Genomic DNA, 20,832 nt, shown 5'->3' on the forward strand with positions numbered 1-20,832 from the left:
CCCGGTGGGGGCTCGTTGGCGCACTCAAAGGGGCGCGCGGAGGGTTACCCGCCCCCCTCGTTCGCGCCCTCGGCGGGGGGCGGTCGCTCGGGCGGGAGAGGCCGCTCGGGCGGAACAGGCTGGAGAAACTCCAGGCGGTTCCCCACCGGGTCGTGGGTGTGGAACCTGCGGTACCCCGGCAGCGCCTCGTCCCAGCGCGACGCGACGCCGGCGGCGGCCAGCCGCGCGGCCAGCGCGTCCAGGTCGCTCACCAGCACCCCCGGGTGGGCCTTGGCCGCCGGCCGGAAGCCCTCCTCGACGCCCAGATGCAGCTCGAAGGCGCCGCTCCCGAACCAGCAGCCGCCCCTGGCGGCCAGCTCCGGCGGCTTCGGCAGCTCGGTCATGCCCAGCACCCCGCCGTAGAAGGCGCGCAGCTCCGGCTCGCTTCCGGCCGGGACGGCCAGCTGCACATGGTGGAGACGGACGATCACGGCCGCCGCCGGCCGACGGCGAAGATCCGGCGGAACGGCAGCACCGTGCCGTGCGGGCCCGGCGGATAGGCGGCGCGCAGCGCGTCCCGGTAGGCGTCGACGAACGCGGCCAGCTCCTCCGGCTCGTCGTCGAGCGCGGTGATCACCGGGCGCAGCGCGCTGCCGCGCACCCAGTCCAGCACGGGGTCCTCGCCGCGCAGCCGGTGCAGATAGGTCGTCTCCCAGACGTCCACCTCGGCGCAGAGCGGGGCCAGCTCCTCCAGGTAGCGCGCCGGTTCGAGCACCGGAGAGCCGGTGCGCAGCACCCCCGCCAGCCGGTCGCGCCAGCGGGGGCGCTCGGCGATCTCGTGGAGCAGCGCGTGGCTGGGCGCCGCGAAGTTCCCCGGGACCTGGAAGGCGATGACACCGCCCGGAGCCAGCGCCCCGACCCAGCCGGCGAGGTGGCTCCAGTGCTCTGGCAGCCACTGGAGCGCGGCGTTGGAGACGATCAGGTCGGGCGGCTCGGCGGGGAGCCAGCCGGCGAGGTCGGCCTCGACGAAGTCGAGGGAGCCGCCGGCGGGGGCGGCGACCCGCCGGGCGGCGGCGAGCATCTCCGGCGAGTTGTCGTAGCCGGTGACGCGCGCGTCGGGCCAGCGCGCGAAGAGCGTCAGGGTGGGCGCGCCGGGGCCGCATCCCAGGTCGACGATGCGGGGCGCGGCCGGCAACTCCGGAACGCGGGCGACGAGTTCGGTCAGGGCGCGGGTGCGGTCCGTGCTGTGCCGCTGGTACTGCGCCGGGTCCCAGCGGGGGCCGGGCGCGTCGGCCTTGGTGGTCATGGGGCGATCCTGACCCCGAAGTATCTCGATGTCAAGAAACTTCAAGCCGTGAAACTTGAACCCGTGAGACTTCATGTCGACACAACACCTAGAATGTCCCCATGGAGGACGAGGTAGACCGGCTGGTCGCCGCCTGGCGGCGCGAACGGCCCGACCTGGACGTCGAGCCGCTCGAAGTGCTCAGCCGGGTGAGCAGGCTCGCCCGCCACCTGGACCGGGCCAGGCGGCAGGCGTTCGCCGAGCACCAGCTGGAGCCGTGGGAGTTCGACGTCCTCACCGCGCTGCGCCGCGCCGGCGAGCCCTACCAGCTCTCGCCCGGACAGCTGCTCACCCAGACCCTGGTCACCTCGGGCACCATGACGAACCGCATCGACAGGCTCGCGAAGAAGAAGCTGGTGGAGCGGCAGCCGGACCCGCTGGACCGGCGCGGGGTCCTCGTCCGGCTGACGGAGACGGGCCGCGACCGCGCCGACAGCGCGCTGGCCGGGCTGCTCGCGCAGGAACGCGCGATCCTGGCCGACCTCACGGGCGATCAACGACGCGAGCTGGCGGGGCTGTTGCGGGCCCTGACGGCGCCGTTCGACAACTTCTGACTCCGACGGTGCCGGGGCCGCTCCCGCGCCTGACCGGCGGCGAAGGGGCGCGGGGAACCACTCACCGGGCTCACGCCGGGCCGAGGACGACAACCCACCCAGCCACCAAGCTCCGTAGTCGACCAACCCCCGCCACCCAGCATTCGCGCAGTTCCCCGCGCCCCCAAGACCGCCACCGGCGTGACAGGGGCGCGGGGAACTGCGCGAGCAACCACACACCGGGCTCACGCCGACAACCCACCGCGCCGGTACGGCACCGTGGTCGACTGACCCCCGCCACCCATGCACCGCGCAGTTCCCCGCGCCCCCAAGACCGCCACCGGCGTGACAGGGGCGCGAGGAACTGCGCGAGCAACCACACACCGGGGTGCAGACGACAACCCACCCAGCCACAAAGCTCCGTAGTCGACTAATCCGCGACCGACGGAGTCACTCCGCCGGGGGGATACCCGCCCGGCGGGCCAACGCGACGGCGGCCAGCGTCGAGTGGACGCCGAGCTTGCCGAGGACGTTCTGCATGTGGGTCCTGACCGTGTGCGGCGAGAGATAGAGCCGTTCGGCCACCGCCTTGCGGCCGAGGCCGGCCAACATGCAGCGCAGCACCTCCAGCTCGCGCGGCGTCAGCGACTCGACCAGCCGCGCGCGTTCGCCCCGGTGCCTGCGGTCCGCCTGGAGTTCGCGGAGCACCCCCGTGAGCAGCGCGGGCGGCAGATGGGTCTCGCCGTGCAGCACGCCCCTGATGACCCGCAGCAGCCGGGCCAGCGAGCTGTCCTTGGCGACCCATCCCCTGGCGTCGAGCGTGAGCGCGCTGGCCGCCGCCGCCGGGTCGTCGGATGCCGCGAGCATGACAGTCCGTAGGGCCGGCAGCGCCTCCGCCACCCAGGTCAACAGCGCCGGCCCCTCGGCCGTCGCCTCCAGGGCGCCCTCCAGCCCCGCGTCCAACAGCAGCACGCCGAACGGCCGCCCGCCGCCGGCCCGGGTCCGTTCCAGCAGCGCCCTGGCCGCCGGCACACCGCCGAGCGCCACCGCCTCCACGTCCGCCTCGGCCGCGAGCGCGGTGGCCAGTGACTCGGCGAAGATCCGGTGTTCGTCCACCACCAGCACGCGAATTCGGTCCACCGAAAGCCCCTGGGGTCGAGTCGAAGGGGCGGCTCGGCGGGCACGACGCCACGGTCCACCGGGCGTGGAACCACACGGCCGCCGCCGCGGGGTCCCTCCTCGGACTCGGCGCCGCGCCCACCGTCTCGCCCCCTGAACGCACCGGCCCCCACCGGTGCTGGACTCAGCCTACGGCCGGCGCCTCGCGGTGGAAGGCGTTTCGCCGAACCGTTGCTGTCGGTGCCGTCACACCGGCAGCCGGCGTGCGCCCGGCGCGGGGATCGCCTCGAAGATCCGGGGCGCGGCGAGGCCGGCGCCGGCGAAGGCGTCGGTGACCGCCTTGCCGACCGCCGCGACGGACTCCTCGGGCACCAGGGCGATGGCGGAGCCGCCGAAGCCGCCGCCGGTCATCCGGGAACCGAGCGCGCCGGCCGCGTTGGCCGTGTCCACGGCCAGGTCCAACTCGGGGCAGGAGACCTCGAAGTCGTCCCGCAGCGAGACGTGCCCCTCGGTCAGCAGCGGCCCGATCTCCCGGGCACGGCCGGCGTCCAGCAGCGCGACGACCCGCGCGACCCGGCGGTCCTCGGTGACCACGTGCCGCACCCGGCGGCGCACCGCCTCGTCGTCGATCCGCGCCAGCGCCGCCTCCAGGCCGTCGAACGGCACGTCGCGCAGGAACGGCACGCCGAGCGCCGCCGCGCCCGCCTCGCACTCCGCGCGCCGCCTGCCGTAGGCGCCGTCGGCGTGCGCGTGCTTGACGCGGGTGTCCACGACCAGCAGCCGCAGCCCCTCGGCCGCCATGTCGAACGGCACCTGCCGGCCGCCCAGGTCGCGGGTGTCCAGGTGGAACACGTGGCCCTCGACGCAGCTCGCCGACGCCATCTGGTCGAGGATGCCGCAGGGCATCCCGACGAAGTCGTTCTCCGCGAGCTGACCGATCCGCGCCAGCTCGGGGGCGGTCAGCCCCAGCTCGTTCAGGTCGCTGAACGCGAGGGCGGTGACCACCTCCAGCGCGGCGGACGAGGAGAGCCCGGCGCCGGTCGGCACGTCGGAGGCGAAGTGGATGTCGGCGCCCCGCAGCCGGTGGCCCGCGCCCTCCAACGCCCAGGCGACGCCCGCCGGATAGGCGGCCCAGCCCGGCACCTCGCCGGGGACCAGCCGGTCCAGGCTCAGCTCCACGACGCGGTCGCCCACGTCCCTGGAGCGCAGCCGCAGCGTCCGGTCGGCGCGCGCGGTGACCGTGGCGACCGCCGAGTGCGGCAGCGCCAGCGGCAGCACGAAGCCCTCGTTGTAGTCGGTGTGCTCGCCGATCAGGTTGACCCGGCCGGGGGCGCTCCACGCGCCGTCGGGGGCGACGCCGAACTCCCGCTGGTGATCCGTCATGCGCCCGTCTCCTCTCGCTGGGCGAACGCCCAGGCGTCGGCGATGATTCCGGCGAGGTCGGAGCGGCTGGGACGCCAGCCGAGGCGTTCCCTGGCGCGGTCGGCCGAGGCGACCAGCACGGCCGGGTCGCCGGCCCTGCGGCCGGCCTCGGCCTCGGGGATCGGGTGGCCGGTGACCGCGCGGGCGGCCTCGACGACCTCGCGGACGGAGAAGCCGTTGCCGTTGCCGAGGTTGCAGACCAGGTGCTCGCCGGGGATCGCGGCGCCGAGCGCCAGCAGATGGGCCTCGGCCAGGTCGTCGACGTGGATGTAGTCGCGGACGCAGGTGCCGTCGACCGTCGGGTAGTCGGTGCCGTAGACGGAGATGGCCTCGCGGCGGCCCTGGGCGACCTGGAGCACGATGGGGATCAGATGGCTCTCCGGGTCGTGCCGCTCGCCCTGGGCGCCGTGCGCGCCGGCCACGTTGAAGTAGCGCAGCGAGACGGCGGCCAGCCCGTGGGCGGCGCACTCGCCGGCGAGCATCTGGTCGACGGCGAGTTTGGTGGCGCCGTAGGGGTTGGTGGGCGCGGTGGGCGCGTCCTCGGTGATGGGGGTGGTCGTGGGCTCGCCGTAGACGGCGGCGGTCGAGGAGAAGACGAGGGTGCGCACCCCGGCGGCGCGCATCGCCGACAGCAGCTCGATGGTGCCGCCGACGTTGTTGCGCCAGTACTTCTCCGGGTCCACGACGGACTCGCCGACCTGCGAGCAGGCGGCGAAGTGCAGCACGCCGTCGAAGGAGCCGTCCAACCACTTCGCGGCGTCCTGCACACGGCCCTCGACGAACTCGGCGCCGTCGGGCACGCCCGCGCGGAAGCCCGTCGACAGGTCGTCCAGCACCGTCACCCGGTGGCCGGCGGCCAGCAGGTGCGCGGCCACCACCCCGCCGACATAGCCGGCTCCGCCCGTGACCAGATACCTCACTCGCTTGCCACCTCTCGCAGCCGGGCGGCAGCCGCCTCCGGCAGGACATCGCTGACGAACGCTCCCATGCCGGACTCGGAGCCGGCCAGGAACTTCAACTTGTCGGCGCTCCGCCTGATCGTGAAGATCTCCAGGTGGAGCGCGAAGTCCGACCGGTCGGGCGCCTCGAACGGCGCCTGGTGCCAGCCGGAGATGTACGGGGTCGGCCCGGCGTCGGGGCCGAAGAGCCGGTCGAAGCGGCGCAGCAGCTCCAGATAGGCCCCGGGGAACTCGGCGCGCTCGGCGTCGTCCAGCTCCCGCAGGTCGGCCACCCGGCGGGCCGGGTAGAGGTGGACCTCGTAGGGCCAGCGGGCGGCGTGCGGGACGAACGCGATCCAGTGCGGGGTCTGGAGCACCACGCGGCTGCCGTCGGCGCGTTCGGCGGCGACCTGCTCGTCGAAGAGGTTCCCGCCGGTGCGCCGCTTGTGCTCGGCGACGGCGGCCGTCATCCGCTCGGTGAAGGGGGTGACGAACGGGTAGCCGTAGATCTGGCCGTGCGGGTGGGCGAGGGTGACGCCGATCTCGGCGCCCCGGTTCTCGAAGCAGTAGATCTGCTTGACGCCGGGCAGCCGGGACAGCTCGTCGGTCCTGTCGGTCCAGGCGCTGAGCACCAGCGCGGCCTGCTCCTCGGTGAGGTCGGCGAACGAGGCTCCGTGGTCGGAGGTGAAGCAGACCACCTCGCAACGGCCCTGGTCGCCGCCGAAGGAGGGGAAGCGGTTCTCGAAGACCGCCACCTCGTAGGAGTCGGACGGTATCTCGCTGAGCCGCTCGCCGGCCGAGGGGCAGAGCGGGCACTGGTCGGCCGGCGGGTGGTAGGTGCGGGACTGGCGGTGCGCGGCGTAGCCGACGCGCTCGCCGAGCAGCGCGTTGTAGCGGATCTCCGAGCTGGAGGTGGTCTTGGGCAACGGTCTGCGGTCGACGGCCGAACGGTCGGCGTCCCCGGCGGCGTCGTAGTAGATCAGCTCACGGCCGTCGGCCAGAAGAGTCGACGTCTTCCGCACCTCGGCGTTCGCCCCGGTCCATCGCAGCATCCGCTCTTGCCTCGCCATCCCACGCAGTCAGCGCACTCCCCAACAGAATCCAACATAAGAATGCAGGGGAGCACAGCTTCGCGTCAATGCCGTGACGGCGGACGGAACGGGTCCGCGGACGGGCCTCAGGGCCGCTCGGGGGCGCGGGTCGCGAGCTGGTCGAGCAGACCGGTGCGGACGGCCAGCGCCGCGGCCTCCAGCCGGGAGGCCGTGCCCAACTTGGTGAGCAGACGCTGGACATGGGTGCGCGCCGTGCTGGGGGCGACGCCCAGGCCGGCAGCTATCCGGCGGGTGTCCTCGCCCTCGACGATCCTGGCCAGCACGTCGGCCTCCCGCTCGGTGAGCAGCCCGGCCAGCCGGGCGCCCTCGGCGTGCGTGCCGTCCCGCGGGTCGAGCAGCTCGGCGAACGCGTCCCGCAGCAGCTGCGGCGCCACCGCCGTCTCCCCGGACCGCGCGCGGGCGAGCGCCCGCTCCACGCCCTCGATCCGCTCGTCCTGCCGGACATAGCCCCGCGCCCCCGCCGCGAAGGCGGCGGCCACACCCAGCGGGCTCGGCACCGGGCCGAGCACGACCACGGCACAGCGCGGGAACTCCCGGCCCAACCGCCCCACCGGCGCCAGCGCGTCGGGCGCCTCCGGGTCGGCGCAGCCGAAGAGACAGACCTCGGGCTGCTTGGCGGACACCAGCTCCACCGCCCGCGCCGCCGGGGAAGCGGCCCCCAGCACGCGGTGGCCACGCACCCGCAGCGCCGAGGCCAGCACCTCGGCGACCAGCCTGCGGTCGTCGACCACCACCACCCTGAGCGTCATCCTCGCCCCTCCCCTGGCCGGCTCCGGGTCCCCGGTGTCCGCCCGCGCCGGCGCCTCACGCGCCCGCACGGCCGGACACCGTCACGCGACGCTGCTCACCGATAGGCGAGCACCGAGGGGGGCGAATCCTCATCCTCGTACACCACACGGTCGTTGAGGACCAGGGTGTTCTCGTGCCACATCGGGAGACTGTCGGCGGCGAAGAGACCGCTTCCCATCATCCCGTACTCCTTCGGGAGCGCCGTCCGGTCCAGGGCCATCACCGGCGACAGCTCCTCCGCCGCCGGATCGAGGGCGACCACCATGCCCTCCAGCTCCGAGGTGGCCGGCTGGTAGGCGAGGATCTTGCCGTCCTGCTCGGCGAAGGGACGGACCTGCCCGCCGTTGATCGCCGGCGCCTCGTACTCGGCCTGCCCCGTGGTCAGGTTGAAGGCGACCACCGCGTTGTCCCCGCCGATGTTGCCGGTGGCGAGATAGAGGTAGTCCTCGTGGACGACACCCAGCGGGCAGGACGGGAACGCCTGGCCCTCGCAGGGCTGGAGGTAGCGGTCGATGTCGTAGTCGAGGACGTGCTCTATCTCCGTGCGGTCCTCGTTGATCACGACGATCTTCTCCGAGGAGTCGCTCAGGCTCTCACCGACGTCGACCACCAGGGTCAGCGGCTCGACCGAGAGGACGGAACGCACGTCCATCGGCTCGCCCTCGAAGTCGGTGAACTCCCACTCCCAGCTGGGGTCGCCCTCCTCGTTGGTGGCGCGGACCCTGCCGCCCCCGTCGCCGAACAGGCCGCACTCCACCCGCGAGATGAACTGCTGGTCCACCACCATGTACGCGTTCTCCACGCACTCGTTCCCGCCCTCGGACGAGGAGACGAACAGCTGCTCGCCGGTCGAGATCTGGTAGAGCCCGCCGCCGATGCCCCAGCCCACGGCGACCGTGTCGCCGAGGATCGCCGGGCGCTCGTGACGGCCGGGGGTGATCGAGTTGTTCAACGGGATGCTGGCGATCTCCTCGCCGGCCGCGATGTCCACCACGGAGATGACCTCGCAGTCGCGGCCCTGGAGGATCGCGATGCGGTTCTCGTCGACGTTGGCCGAGGCGTTGCAGTCGCCGCCGGACAGCTCGAAGGGAAGCGTCCAGTTCTCCTGGCCGGTGGCGAGGTCGTAGGAGACCAGGTCGTTCCCCAGGACGCGCACCAGGGCGTCGTCGGTGAACCAGGCGCCGCCGGAGCGGACGAGGTTGTCGCCCTCGCCGACCTCCAGCGGCGGGACCTCCCAGGCCAGGGACGACTCGATGGGCTCGCTCGGAAGCGACCCCCCGCCGCCGTCCCCGTCCTCGCCCTCGCCCTCGCCGTCCTCACCGCCGTCCGCGTCGCGGTTGGCCGTCGTCTCCTTGTCGTCGCCGGCGAAGACGAAGAAGTACGTGCCGCCGCCGGCCAGCAGCACCACCAGCACCACGCCGAGCACCATCATCCAGAGCGGCGGGCGCTTGCCGCCGCCGGCCCCCGGGCCGGCGGACGGCGGCGGGGTGCCGCCGGGGCCGGCGGGGCCGCCGTAGGTCGCGCCCGGCCCGCCGTAGGTGCCGCCGAACCCGGCCTGGCCGCCGGCGGTCGGCGGCGAGCCGTAGGGCCCCTGCGGCGGGGTCGCGGCGCCGAAGCCGCCGCCCAGCGTGGGCTGCTGGCTCGCCGGACCGCCGGGCGGAAAGCCGTACCCCGCGGGCGGGGGCGGCGTCGCCGCTCCGCCCTGCGGGAAGCCGTAGCCGCCGGCGGGGGGCGTCTGCGGGTAGCCGTAACCGGGCTGCCCCGGCTGGCCCTGCGGCGGAACGGCGGGCGAGGACGGCGGGGTACCCGGGTCGCCCCCGGCGCCGGACGGCGTGCCGTAGGAAGGGGTGGCGCCCGGCGGGCCTGGCGGCGGCGCCGGAGGGCCGAAGCCGCCCGGCCCGGCCGGCGGCTGCTCGGGCCGCTCGCCGGGCGGGCCCGGCGGCTGGTTCGGTGGTGGTGGCGGTTGAGACATCGATCCCCCCGGGCCGGACAGTTACGTACGACTTCGGGCGATCCTGCCCGACTTGCGCTGAGAAGACCGCGAACGGAGCGGTCGCGCACGGTTCCTCTTTCTATCACCGGACACCGACAGTCCCCGATGCGGTTGCGGTTCCGCGATACCCGTGACCGGCCCGCAATCAAAAGGAGGCGTCGACGCGACGCGAACGAACCGCTTCAGCCTTCTTCGGCCAACTCCAGCCAACGGGTTTCCAGGCGGTCCCGCTCCTGGGAGATTTCCCTCAGCTTCGCGTCCAGCTCGGCCACCCGGGAGAAGTCGGTCGCGTGCTCCGCCATCTCGCCGTGCAGCGCCGATTCCTGGCCCGACAGCTTGTCGAGTTGGCGCTCGATCCGCTGGATCTCCTTCTGGGTCGCCCGGGACAGCTGGGCCGGCTTCGCCGGCGGGGCGGCCGAGGCGGCGGCGCGGGCCGGCTCAGCCGCCGACTCCCGCTGCCGCGCCCGTCGTTCGAGGTACTCGTCGATCCCACGCGGCAGCATCCGCAGACTGGCGTCCCCGAGCAGCGCCCAGACGCGGTCGGTGGTGCGCTCCACGAAGAAGCGGTCGTGGCTGATCACCACCAGCGTGCCGGGCCAGCCGTCCAGCAGGTCCTCCAGCTGGGTCAGCGTCTCGATGTCCAGGTCGTTGGTCGGCTCGTCGAGGAAGAGCACGTTCGGCTCGTCCATCAGCAGCCGCAGCAGCTGGAGCCGGCGCCGCTCGCCGCCGGAGAGGTCGCCCACGGGCGTCCACTGCTTCTCCTTGCCGAAGCCGAACCGCTCGCACAGCTGGGAGGCGGTCATCTCCCGCCCCTTGCCCAGGTCCACGCGGGAGCGCACGCTCTCCACGGCCTGCAACACCCGCAGCGCCGGGTCGAGTTCGGCGACCTCCTGGGAAAGGTAGGCCAGCCGCACCGTCTTGCCCACCGTGACCCGGCCCCCGGTCAGCAGCGGGGACTCGGCGTCCCGCGCGGTCTCGGCCAGCGCGCGCAGCAGCGAGGTCTTGCCCGCGCCGTTCACGCCCACCAGGCCGACCCGGTCGCCCGGCCCCAGCTGCCAGGTGAGCCGGGACAGCAGGGTGCGCCCGCCGTCGCCCTCGGCGCCCACCCGGACGGTGACGTCCTCCAGGTCGAAGACCGTCTTGCCGAGCCGCGCGCTGGCGAAGCCCATCAGCTCAGCGCTGTCCCTCGGCGGCGGCACGTCGGCGATCAGGTCGTTGGCCGCCTCCACCCGGAACCTCGGCTTGCTGGTGCGCGCCGGGGCGCCGCGCCGCAGCCAGGCCAGCTCCTTGCGGACCAGGTTCTGCCGCTTGGTCTCCTCGCTCGCCGCGATCCGCTCGCGCTCGGCGCGGGCGAAGACGTAGTCGCTGTAGCCGCCCTCGTAGCCGTGGACCGAGCCGCCCTGCACGTCCCACATCCGGGTGCAGACCCGGTCCAGGAACCAGCGGTCGTGGGTGACCGTCACCAGCGCCGAACGCCGGCGCGAGAGATGGTCGGCGAGCCAGGAGATGCCCTCCACGTCGAGGTGGTTGGTCGGCTCGTCCAGCACGATCAGGTCCTGCTCGGCGATCAGCAGCCTGGCCAGCGCGATCCGCCGCCGTTCCCCGCCGGAGAGCGGACCGATCACCGTCTCCAGCCCCTGCGGGAAGCCCGGCAGGTCCAGCCCCCCGAAGAGCCCGGTGAGCACGTCGCGGACCCGGGCGTCGCCCGCCCACTCGTGGTCGGCCAGCTCGCCGAGCACCTCCTGGCGCACGGTGGCCTTCGGGTCGAGCGAGTCGTGCTGGGTGAGCACCCCGAGCCGCAGCCCGCCGGAGTGCGTGACGCGGCCGTCGTCCGGCGGCTCCTGTCTGGCCAGCAGCCGGATCAGGGTCGTCTTGCCGTCGCCGTTGCGGCCCACGACGCCGACGCGGTCGCCCTCGTTGACCCCGAGGGAGACGCCGTCGAGCAGCGCGCGGGTGCCGTAGACCTTGCTGATGGCTTCGAGGTTGACCAGGTTCCTGGTGCCCCGGGGGGTGCTGCTTGAGGACGCCGAGCGGGCGGTCCTGGACGGTTCAGGCATGGGAGTCGATGGTAGTCGCCCCGGCGGCGGGGCCCGTCGTCGCGCGGGCAGCGCGGCAGTGCCCCGAGGCGGCCAGCGCCTCGGCGACGGCCGCGGCGCCCTCCGCGCTCCCGGTCAGGAACGCGCAGCTGGGGCCCGACCCCGAGACCAGCCCCGCGAGCGCGCCCGCCGCCCTGCCGGTGGCCAGGGTCCCGGCGAGCGCGGGCCGCAGCGAGAGCGCGGCGGGCTGGAGGTCGTTGGCCAGCGCCGGCGCCAAGGCGGCGGCGTCACCGGCGGCCAACGCGGCGAGCAGCGCCGGGTCCGGCTCGGGCGGCGGCACGTGCGCGTCGCCGCGCAGCCGGTCGCACTCGCGGTAGACGGCCGGCGTGGAGAGGCCGCCTTCGGCCAGCGCGAAGACCCAGTGGAAGACGCCGCCCACCGGCAGCTCGGTCAGCTTCTCGCCCCTGCCCCGACCCAACGCGGCGCCCCCGACCAGGCTGAACGGCACGTCGGAACCCAACTCGGCGCAGATCGCCAACAGTTCGTCGCGCGGCGTGGCGGTGCCCCAGAGCCGGTCGCAGGCCAGCAGCGCGCCGGCCGCGTCGGCGCTTCCGCCGGCCATGCCGCCGGCCACCGGGATGTCCTTGACGATGTCCAGCCGGACGCGCGGCGCGAGGCCGTGGTGCTCGGCCAGCAGCCTGGCCGCGCGCACCGCCAGGTTGCGGTCGTCCGTCGGCACCTGGTCGCTGCCGGGGCCGACACAGCCGACCGAGAGCTCCTCGGCCTCGGTCGCGGTGACCAGGTCGTGCAGGGCGACGGCGAGAAAGACGTTGGCCAGGTCGTGGAAGCCGTCCGCGCGCGGCGGGCCCACGGTCAACTGCACGTTGACCTTGGCTGGCACGCGGACGGTGACGGAGGGCGCGGCGGTCATGAGGGTTTCCCTGGGCGTCGGCGGGCGGTACGGGCGACGGCTGCGGTGCCGGCTGCGGGTCAGCCGGCCGGTGGCGGCGGGCGGTGCTCGGCCAGCCTGGCGTAGTCGGCGACGGTCAACGACTCGCCCCGTGCCGCGGGGTCCACGCCGGCGGCGCGGCAGGCGGCCTCGGCGGCGGCCGGCGAGCCGGCCCAGCCGGCGAGCGCGGCGCGCAGCGTCTTGCGGCGCTGCGCGAAGGCCGCGTCCACCACGGCGAAGACCTCCTCGCGGCCGGCGGTGGACGACGGCGGCTCGCGGCGGGCCAGTGCCACAAGCCCCGAGTCCACCCGGGGCGCCGGCCAGAAGACGGTGCGGCCGATCGCGCCGGCCCTGCGGGCCTCCGCGTACCAGGCGGTCTTCACCGACGGCACCCCGTAGACCTTCGACCCCGGCGGCGCGCACAGCCGGTCGGCGACCTCGGACTGCACCATCACCAGCCCGCGCTCCAGGCTCGGGAACGTGGCCAGCAGATGCAGCAGCACGGGAACGGCCACGTTGTACGGCAGGTTGGCCACCAGCGCGGCGGGCGGCGTGCCCGGCAGCTCGGTCACGTCCAACGCGTCGGCGTGGACCAGCTGGAAGCGGTCCACGCGCTCGGGCAGCCGGGCGGCGACCGTGGCGGGCAGGGCGGCGGCCAGGGTGTCGTCGATCTCGACGGCGACCACCCGGTCGGCGACCGACAGCAGCGCCAACGTCAACGAGCCGAGCCCGGGACCGATCTCCAGCACCGTGTCACCCGCGTCCACGGCGGCGGCACGGACGATCCGGCGCACCGTGTTGGCGTCGATCACGAAGTTCTGCCCGCGCTGCTTGCTGGGGCGCACGCCGAGCGCGCCGGCCAGCTCGCGCACCTCCGCCGGGCCGAGCAGCGCCGTCGGCTCGCCGCTCACGCCGCTCGTGCCGCTCACGCCGCTTCGGCCGCTCACGCCGCTCGTGCCGCTCGTGCCGCTCGTGCCGCTTCGGCCGCTCATCCGAAGACCCGCTCGGTGTTGGCGGCGACGTGCCGGCCGAGCTCGGCCTCGTCCATCCCCTTCACCTCGGCCATCGCGCGCAGCGTCACCGGGATCAGATAGGGCGCGTTGGGCCGGCCGCGGAACGGCGCCGGCGTGAGGAACGGGGCGTCCGTCTCGACCAGCAGCAGCTCGGGCGGCGCCACGGCGAGGGCGTCGCGCAGGGGTTGGGCGCTGCGGAAGGTGACGTTGCCGGCGAACGACAGGAAGTACCCCTCGTCGGCGCAGACCTCGGCCATCGCCGCGTCGCCGGAGTAGCAGTGGAAGACGGTGCGCCGGGGCGCGCCCTCCTCCTTCAACAGGCGCAACACGTCGGCGTGCGCCTCCCGGTCGTGGATCACCAGCGCCTTGTCCAGCTCCTTCGCCAGCCGCAGATGGGCGCGGAACGAACGCCGCTGCGCGGCCACCCCCTCCTCGCCGGTCCTGTAGTAGTCGAGACCCGTCTCGCCGATCGCCCTGACATGCGGCGACGCGGCCAGCTCCGCGATCTCGGCGAGCGCGGCGTCCAACGCGGCCGGGCCCTCCTCGGCCTCGATGCGCGGGGCCTCGTTGGGGTGCAGCGCGACGGCGGCCCAGATCGCGTCGGGGTGCTCGGCGGCGACCTTCACCGCCCAGTGGGCGCGGGCCACGTCGCAGCCGATCTGCACCACGCGCGGCACCCCGACGGCGGCGGCCTTCTCCAGCGCCTCCTCGACCGTGCCCGACTGCATGTCGAGATGGGTGTGCGCGTCGGCGACCGGCACGGCCAGCGGCTCGGGAAGCGGCGGCGGCACATGCTCGGCGGCCTTCGCCTTGGCGGACTTGGGCATGGCCCGATCCTACGGGCGCGGGTGCCTCCGGCGGTCCGCGGGCGACAACCCACCCGGACACGACCGGTAAGTGGTCGGCCTCACCCCGGCAGCCGGTTACCCGCGCAGTTCCCCGCGCCCCTGGGTACACCGTGGCGAAGGCCCACGGCCAAGCCACCACGACTCGCGGGCGACAACCCACCCGGACACGACCGGTAAGTGGTCGGCCTCACCCCGGCGGCCGGTCACCCGCGCCCCTGGGCACACCGCGGCGAAGGCCCACGGCCAAGCCACCACGACTCGCGGGCGACAACCCACCGGGACACCGCAGGCGAGTGGTCGGCCCACCCCGGCGGTCAGCCCTTGGCCGCCACCACCGCGTCGAAGACGATCCGCTTCGGTACGCCGGCCTCCCTGGCCACCTCCGCGATGGCCTCCTTGCGGCGCTGCCCCGCCGCCTCCCTCGCGGCGACCCGTTCCGCAAGCTCGGCCGGCTCGGCCGACGGCCGAGCCGGCTCCGCGCCGGCGACCACCACCGTGATCTCGCCGCGCACGCCGGGCTCCGCCCAGCGCGCCAGCTCCTCCAGGGGGCCGCGCCGCACCTCCTCGTATGTCTTGGTCAGCTCGCGGCAGACCGCCGCGTTCCGCTCCGCGCCCAGCGCCTCGGCCATCGCGGTCAGCGAGGCGGCCAGCCGGTGCGGGGACTCGAAGAAGACCAGGGTGCGGCGTTCGTCCGCCAGCTCCCGCAGCCGCGCCGCCCGTTCGCCCGGCTTGCGCGGCGGGAACCCCTCGAAGCAGAAGCGGTCCACCGGCAGCCCCGAGACGGCCAGCGCCGTCAGCACGGCCGAGGGCCCGGGCACCGCCGTCACCCGCACCCCGCGTTCCACGGCGGCGGCGACCAGCCGGTAGCCCGGGTCGGAGACCGACGGCATCCCGGCGTCGGTGACCAGCAGCACCCGTGCGCCGCCGGCGAGTTCGTCGGCCAGTTCGGGGGTGCGCGCGGCCTCGTTGCCCTCGAAGTAGGAGACCACCCGGCCGCCGACCGTCACCCCCAGCGTCGAGGCGAGCCGCCGCAGCCGGCGGGTGTCCTCCGCCGCCACCACGTCGGCCTCCGCCAACTCGGCCGCCAACCGGGGTGGGGCGTCGCCCGCCTCGCCGATCGGGGTGCCGGCCAGTACCAGAACGCCCTCATCCGTGCCCGTCACGCCCCCATCCTCACCCATCCGCCGAGGGCCGCCGGTCACCGGATGCCAAGATGGCCCGTGATGAGCAGCCAGACCGTCACCGACGCACCGCCGGATCGACCGGAGCACCCCACCGGCTGGGCCGGTCGGCTGCGCGCCTTCGGTTATCTGCCGTCCCGCGCTGCCGACCTGCGGGAACGTCTGGTGCCCGGCTATCCGGAGCCGGGCAGCTGGATGTGGCGCTACCTCGGCTTCTCCGCCTCCGCCGCCGCGCGGCTGGCCAGGGCGATGGCCTGGGGCGGCCCGCTGCTGGTCGCGCTTCTCGCGGGCGTGCTGCGCTTCGTGAACCTCGGCTCCCCGGACGCCGTGATATTCGACGAGACGTACTACGCCAAGGACGCCTGGTCGCTGCTCCACCACGGCTACGAGACGGACTGGTCGGACAAGGCGGACGAGCAGATCATCGACGGCGCGACGCCGCTCGGCGACACGGCCTCCTACGTGGTGCACCCGCCGGCCGGGAAGTGGGCCATCGCCGTCGGCGAGTGGTTCTTCGGGCTGACGCCGTTCGGCTGGCGGTTCGTGGTCGCGCTCCTCGGCACGCTCTCCGTGCTGATGGTCTGCCGCATCGGCCGCCGGCTCTTCCGCTCCACGGCGCTCGGCTGCCTGGCCGGGCTGCTGCTGGCCGTCGACGGGCTGCACTTCGTGATGAGCCGCACCGCGCTGCTCGATCTGGTGCTGATGTTCTGGCTGTTGGCGGCGTTCGGCTGTCTGCTGATCGACCGCGACGCGGCCAGGGCGCGGCTGGCCGCCGCGTTGCCCACCGGGTCCGACGGGCTGCTGCGTTCGGATCCGTCGGTCGCCGAACGCCTCGGCCTCGGGCTGCGCCCGTGGCGGCTGGCCGCCGGGGTCTGCCTGGGGCTGGCCTGCGCCACGAAGTGGAACGGGCTCTATGTCCTCGCCGCCTTCGGCCTGATGGCGGTGTTGTGGGACCTGGGCGCGCGCCGCTCGGCCGGCGCGCGCGCCCCCTTCCGCACGGTGCTGCGCAGGGACGCGTTCCCGGCGTTCACCTCGCTGGTGCCGGTGGCGCTGGTGACCTATCTGGTCTCCTGGGTCGGCTGGTTCGCCACCTCGGGCGGCTACTACCGGAACTGGCACAACGAGGCCGGCGCCGACAGCTCCTGGTCCTGGGTTCCGGGGCCGTTGCGCTCGCTCTGGCACTACACCTTCGAGGTCTACGACTTCCATGTGGCGCTGACGTCGAGCCATCCCTACGAGTCCAACCCGTTCAGCTGGCTGGTCGCCGCCCGGCCCGTCACCTACTACTACGTCTCGGCCGACCACGGACAGCCGCTGGTGGAGAGCGACCCGGAGTCCCCGGTCTGCGGCTCAGGGGGCGGCTGCGTCCGCGAGGTGCTGGCGCTGGGGACGCCGCTGCTGTGGTGGACGGCGTGCGTGGCGCTGGCGTACGCGCTCTGGCGCTGGCTGCTGCGCCGCGACTGGCGCGCGGGCGCGCTGCTCTGCGGGGTGGCCGCCGGCTATCTGCCGTGGCTGCTCTACCAGGAGCGCACCATCTTCTACTTCTACGCGGTGGTGCTGAGCCCGTTCCTCTGTCTGGCGGTCGCCCTCCTCGTCGGCGCCCTCCTCGGCCCCCCGGGCAGCTCGGAACGGCGCCGGGTGATCGGCATCGTGACGGTGGGCGTGCTGGTGCTGCTGATCGTGTGGAACTTCATCTACTTCTATCCGATCTACACCGGCGAGGAGATCACCCGCGAGGGCTGGCGCGCGCGGATGTGGCTGCCGACCTGGATATAGCGCCGGGCCCGGGTTCACTCCGCGCAGAGGGCGCGGTCGACGAGGTCGGCCACGGCGGTGACGCCGACGGCGCCGGCCCGGTGGACGGCTTCGGCGGCGCGGTCTCGTGCGGTCAGTCTCGCCGTCCCGGGGCGGCGCCCACCATCCGGCCGTCCGCAGTCGTTCGGTGGGGTTGACCCGAACTGCCCGCCGCCGCATGGGTGTTGGCGCCGGGGGTGTGGACGGAACGAGCCGTGTGCGGGAGAGTGACGGCGGCATTTCGGTAATGCCCACGACAACCCTGGTCCCCGGAGTGAGGAAACGCCCATGCAGCGGTCACGGCTCGTCCCCGTCTCGTCCGCGGCCCTGCTGGCCCTGGTGACCGCCGGGCTCGGCGCGGCCCCCGCGACCGCGAACGCGGGCGCCGACGGAGGCGCGACCGTCGCCGCCGACTGGGAGGGGCACAGCCTCAGGATCGTCTACGAGGGCGGGCCGGGCGCCAACGACCTGCATGTCTTCTCGATGGACACCGGCGACGAGGTGCGCCGCGTCGGCTTCACCGACGCCGTGCCGATCGCGGCGGGCGAGCACTGCACGCACCCGGAGCCGGACAACGACCTGTTCGTGGCCTGCGAGTTGCCGGTGGGCGACGCCCGCGCCGACGACGTCAGGGTGCTGCTCGGGGACGGCGATGACGGGATCGTGGCCAGCGAGCCCGCGGTCACGGTGGTGCGCGGCGGCGCCGGCGACGACGAACTGCACGCGCACACCGCCGAGTTGGTCTTCGGCGACGAGGGCAACGACATGCTGATGGGCGTCGGCGCGCTCTTCGGTGGCGAGGGCGACGACCACCTGATGGGGCAGCCCATCGACGAGGTCTTCCACGGCGGTCCCGGCGACGACATGATCGAGGGCTGGGACGGCGACGACATCGTCTACGGCGGGACGGGCGACGACCACATCTCGGGCGGCGAGGGCGACGATGTGCTCTTCGGCGGCCCGGGGGACGACCACATCACCGGCGACGGCGGCGACGACCTGATCGTCGGCTGGCCCGGCGACGACCACATCGAGCAGTGAGGGCGCGCGGCGCGGCGCGAAGGACACGGCCAGGACACGTCCCCGCATAGGCGTGATCTCACGGGCCTCATCCGGTCGGGCTAACGGCGGGTAGCCGGTAGGCTGCGGGGAGCGGATGACATGGGTGGTGTCCGCGCAGGTGGTACGGCGTGCGGCGCCGTTTGACCCGGGCGTCGAGGCGCGCGAGGGGGCAGGTTCGGGATGGACAGGAAACAACGGTTCGCGGTGCTCGGCGGCGTCTGTGTCACCGTCGCGACACTGGCCGGTTTCGGGGCCTACAGCCTTCTCAACAACGACGAGGGCGACGGCGGTTCGGACACGGTCGCGGAGCGCGACGACGACAAGCCGTCCGAGGAGGTCCCCTCGGGCCCGCCGACCGAGGAGGAGACCACCGAGACCGCGGGCGCCTTCCTGACCGCCTGGGCGGACGGCGACACCGAGGCCGCGGCCGAGCTGACCGACGACCCGGAGGCGGCGCTCGCCGCGTTGGCCGTGCTGACGGAGAACGACGCGGTCGGCGCGCTGGCGCTGGAGCCGGGGGCGGTGGACGACACCGCCGTCGCCTACGAGGTGGCCTACGAGGTCACCCACGACGAGCAGGTCCAGGAGCTGGGCTACGCCTCCGAGTTGGCCGTGGTGCGGGACGAGGAGAGCGGGGAGGTCCTGGTCGACTGGGCCCCGGCCGTGGTGCATCCGCTGTTGACCGAGGGCCAGTCCCTCCAGATCGGCCCGCGCGGCGAGTTGCCGCCGGTCGAGGTGCTGGCCGAGGACGGCAGCGAGTTGACCGCCGAGGAGTACCCCGGCCTGGTCCCGGTGCTCAACGAGATGCGCGAACGGTACGCGGAGGAGTCCGGCGGCGACGCCGGCAGCGCCGTGGTCATCGCCGACGCCGAGGGCGAAGCGGTGGAGACGCTGCTCGAACTGGCCGAACCGGTCGCCGGGCAGGTGCCGACCACGCTGGACCCCGCGCTCCAGCAGGCGGCCGAGGCCGCCGTCGCGGACACCGGTCAGGGCTCCGTGGTCGCGATCCAGCCGAGCACGGGCGCAATCCGCGCGATCGCCAACGCCGAGCCGGACGGCACGGACATAGCGCTGGAGGGCAGCTACGCCCCCGGCTCCACGTTCAAGATCGTGACGGCCTCGCTGCTGCTGGAGCAGGGGCTGGCCGACCCGGGCGCCAAGCACCCGTGTCCGAAGTTCTTCGAGCACGGCGGCTGGGAGTTCCAGAACCTCGACGAGTTCGAGATCGAGAACGGCACCTTCGCCGACAGCTTCGCCCGTTCCTGCAACACCGCGTTCATCAGCCAGGCACCCGAGCTGGCTGACGACGACCTGGGCGCGCACGCGCGGAACCACTTCGGCCTCGGCCTGGAGTGGCAGACCGGCGCCACCACGATGGACGGCCGGGTGCCGGTGGAGCAGCAGGCGCAGATGGCGGCCCAGCTGATCGGCCAGGGCGCGGTGCGGATGAACCCGCTGACCATGGCGTCCGTCTCGGCGACCGTGAAGAACGGCGCGTTCGCCCAGCCGCACCTGGTGCCGGCGGACTTCGCCGAGCTGGAACTGGCTACCACCGACGGCCCGTTGCCCCACGCCGACCAGCTGCGCGCCCTGATGAACCGGACGGCGACCAACGGCACGGCCGCCGAGGCGATGGCCGGGCTGAGCGGCGACATCGGCGGCAAGACCGGCTCGGCCGAGGTGGACGGCCAGGAGAAGCCCAACGCCTGGTTCACCGCCTACCGCGACGACCTGGCGGCGGCGGCCGTGGTGCCGAACTCGGGCCACGGCGGCGAGTTCGCCGGCCCGGTGGTGGCCGAGGTGCTGGCCGCGGCGCCCTGATCCGTAGCCGGAAGCCGCCCCGCCCGCCGGGTCAGGGGCAGACGGTGACCTCGGTCGGCCCGCTCACGGTGAGGGCGCGGTCGACCGGGGCGGTCCACTCGTAGCCGACCCCGGTGGCCGTGACGCTCAGCGCGTCGATGCCGGTGTCGTTCCAGGTGTGGGCGAAGGCGCCGCGCGCGGTGAGCGCGGTGCAGCCCTCGGCCTCGAAGATCAGGGCGGTGCTGCCGAGCGCGACGTTCATGTCCTCGGCGTTCCGCTCCGGGTCGATGAGGAAGCCGACGCCGTTGCCGTTGACGTCGGCGGCGTCCTCGCGGCTGACGTTGGGGAACGCGTCGGTGGCGCCGGAGTGGTGGAGGACCTGGAGGACCGGGCGCACCCGGGCGTCGAACCAGGTGGCGACGGCCTGTTCGCCCCTCATCGGGTGCTCGGGGATGTCGTGCCAGCGCCACTCGGTCAGCGCCAGCCAGCGCTGCCGCCCGTCGACCTCGCCGATCGAGTAGACCTCGGGTGGCGTGACGGCCACCCCGTCCGCCGGGGGAACGCTCTCGCTCTCGCGCGGTGCGCCGACCGGGGTGAGGCAGGCGACCTCGGCCAGCAGCCGGTCGACCTCGGCCTCCCCGCCGCCGGCGACGCGGGTCTCGCGGACCAGGGTCAACAGCCGGTTAACGCCCTCGTCGGTGTCGGGCGCGATCTCGGGCGCGCACTCCGCCGCGCCGCCCCCGGCGGCGGCGCCGGGCGGTGCCCAGGAGCAGAGCGCCAGCGCGGCCAGCGCGACGACCGGCCACGGACGGGAACGGGCGGGTCGCCAGGACGCGTTCGCTCGCACCAGTCGCCTCCCGACATGTCGACACGGCCGCCCCGCACGGAATCCGAAACCCTAGCCCACGCTCCGACCCTG

General features: G+C 74.1%; 18 protein-coding genes. 4 read left to right on the plus strand and 14 right to left on the minus strand.

What is annotated here, in order from left to right; all coding sequences use genetic code 11:
* Positions 1-44: 44 nt before the first annotated feature.
* Together FH715_RS22975 and FH715_RS22980 are read right to left on the minus strand one after the other, a co-directional pair.
* The gene (locus tag FH715_RS22975) at positions 45-470 is read right to left on the minus strand and encodes a VOC family protein (protein WP_139648410.1); all 426 of its coding nucleotides are present in this window, start codon (positions 468-470) and stop codon (positions 45-47) included.
* Positions 467-1,285, minus strand: a complete 819-nt coding sequence (locus FH715_RS22980) for a trans-aconitate 2-methyltransferase (RefSeq protein WP_139648412.1) — start codon at positions 1,283-1,285, stop codon at positions 467-469. Before FH715_RS22980 ends, FH715_RS22975 begins: the two co-directional genes overlap by 4 nt.
* A gap of 101 nt (positions 1,286-1,386) precedes the next feature.
* Between FH715_RS22980 and FH715_RS22985 the strand changes: the two genes are divergently transcribed.
* Positions 1,387-1,878, plus strand: coding sequence for a MarR family winged helix-turn-helix transcriptional regulator (locus tag FH715_RS22985; RefSeq protein ID WP_139648414.1), 492 nt, complete (start codon positions 1,387-1,389; stop codon positions 1,876-1,878).
* 429 nt (positions 1,879-2,307) lie between these two features.
* Here the strand turns inward: FH715_RS22985 and FH715_RS22990 are convergent, their stop codons facing one another.
* From FH715_RS22990 to rsmI, 11 genes are all read right to left on the minus strand, one after another.
* Positions 2,308-2,997 (minus strand): response regulator transcription factor, encoded by a 690-nt coding sequence (locus FH715_RS22990; RefSeq protein ID WP_139648416.1) that lies wholly within the window; start codon positions 2,995-2,997, stop codon positions 2,308-2,310.
* A gap of 225 nt (positions 2,998-3,222) precedes the next feature.
* Positions 3,223-4,359, minus strand: coding sequence for a galactokinase (galK, locus tag FH715_RS22995; RefSeq protein WP_139648418.1), 1,137 nt, complete (start codon positions 4,357-4,359; stop codon positions 3,223-3,225).
* Positions 4,356-5,318, minus strand: a complete 963-nt coding sequence (gene galE / locus FH715_RS23000) for a UDP-glucose 4-epimerase GalE (RefSeq protein ID WP_139648420.1) — start codon at positions 5,316-5,318, stop codon at positions 4,356-4,358. The genes galK and galE overlap by 4 nt, the downstream gene beginning before the upstream one ends.
* A complete protein-coding gene (gene galT / locus FH715_RS23005; protein ID WP_139648559.1) occupies positions 5,315-6,358 on the minus strand; it encodes a galactose-1-phosphate uridylyltransferase in 1,044 nt (347 codons plus the stop codon). The genes galE and galT overlap by 4 nt, the downstream gene beginning before the upstream one ends.
* A 155-nt stretch (positions 6,359-6,513) precedes the next feature.
* Entirely contained in the window at positions 6,514-7,197 is a 684-nt protein-coding gene (locus tag FH715_RS23010; protein WP_139648422.1) for a helix-turn-helix transcriptional regulator, read from the minus strand.
* A 95-nt stretch (positions 7,198-7,292) separates the two neighbouring features.
* Positions 7,293-9,209: a hypothetical protein gene (locus tag FH715_RS23015; protein ID WP_139648424.1), complete on the minus strand. Its 1,917-nt coding sequence runs from the start codon at positions 9,207-9,209 to the stop codon at positions 7,293-7,295.
* A gap of 203 nt (positions 9,210-9,412) precedes the next feature.
* Positions 9,413-11,287 (minus strand): ABC-F family ATP-binding cassette domain-containing protein, encoded by a 1,875-nt coding sequence (locus tag FH715_RS23020; protein ID WP_139648426.1) that lies wholly within the window; start codon positions 11,285-11,287, stop codon positions 9,413-9,415.
* Positions 11,280-12,197, minus strand: a complete 918-nt coding sequence (locus FH715_RS23025; protein WP_139648428.1) for a 4-(cytidine 5'-diphospho)-2-C-methyl-D-erythritol kinase — start codon at positions 12,195-12,197, stop codon at positions 11,280-11,282. Before FH715_RS23025 ends, FH715_RS23020 begins: the two co-directional genes overlap by 8 nt.
* Before the next feature lie 59 nt (positions 12,198-12,256).
* Positions 12,257-13,144 (minus strand): 16S rRNA (adenine(1518)-N(6)/adenine(1519)-N(6))-dimethyltransferase RsmA, encoded by an 888-nt coding sequence (gene rsmA, locus FH715_RS23030; protein ID WP_425472768.1) that lies wholly within the window; start codon positions 13,142-13,144, stop codon positions 12,257-12,259.
* Positions 13,145-13,203: 59 nt separating this feature from the next.
* The gene (locus tag FH715_RS23035; protein ID WP_139648432.1) at positions 13,204-14,055 is read right to left on the minus strand and encodes a TatD family hydrolase; all 852 of its coding nucleotides are present in this window, start codon (positions 14,053-14,055) and stop codon (positions 13,204-13,206) included.
* A gap of 335 nt (positions 14,056-14,390) precedes the next feature.
* Entirely contained in the window at positions 14,391-15,257 is an 867-nt protein-coding gene (gene rsmI, locus FH715_RS23040; RefSeq protein ID WP_425472769.1) for a 16S rRNA (cytidine(1402)-2'-O)-methyltransferase, read from the minus strand.
* Positions 15,258-15,299: 42 nt separating this feature from the next.
* Here rsmI and FH715_RS23045 point away from each other — a divergent pair, with 42 nt between their 5' ends.
* The 3 genes from FH715_RS23045 to FH715_RS23055 all read left to right on the plus strand — a co-directional run bounded on the left by FH715_RS23045 (position 15,300) and on the right by FH715_RS23055 (position 19,934).
* Entirely contained in the window at positions 15,300-17,033 is a 1,734-nt protein-coding gene (locus FH715_RS23045; RefSeq protein WP_246108912.1) for a dolichyl-phosphate-mannose--protein mannosyltransferase, read from the plus strand.
* 306 nt (positions 17,034-17,339) lie between these two features.
* The gene (locus FH715_RS23050; protein ID WP_139648438.1) at positions 17,340-18,092 is read left to right on the plus strand and encodes a calcium-binding protein; all 753 of its coding nucleotides are present in this window, start codon (positions 17,340-17,342) and stop codon (positions 18,090-18,092) included.
* Between the two features lie 201 nt (positions 18,093-18,293).
* A complete protein-coding gene (locus FH715_RS23055) occupies positions 18,294-19,934 on the plus strand; it encodes a penicillin-binding transpeptidase domain-containing protein (protein ID WP_139648441.1) in 1,641 nt (546 codons plus the stop codon).
* Positions 19,935-19,965: 31 nt separating this feature from the next.
* Here FH715_RS23055 and FH715_RS23060 read toward each other — a convergent pair whose 3' ends face one another.
* Positions 19,966-20,760 carry a hypothetical protein gene (locus FH715_RS23060; RefSeq protein WP_139648443.1) on the minus strand — a complete coding sequence of 265 codons (795 nt, stop codon included), beginning with the start codon at positions 20,758-20,760 and terminating at the stop codon, positions 19,966-19,968.
* Between the last annotated feature and the right edge of the window lie 72 nt (positions 20,761-20,832).

Origin of the sequence: Streptomyces sedi, from assembly GCF_006335015.1 — a bacterium.
GTDB classification, from domain to species: Bacteria; Actinomycetota; Actinomycetes; order Streptomycetales; family Streptomycetaceae; genus Streptomyces; species Streptomyces sedi.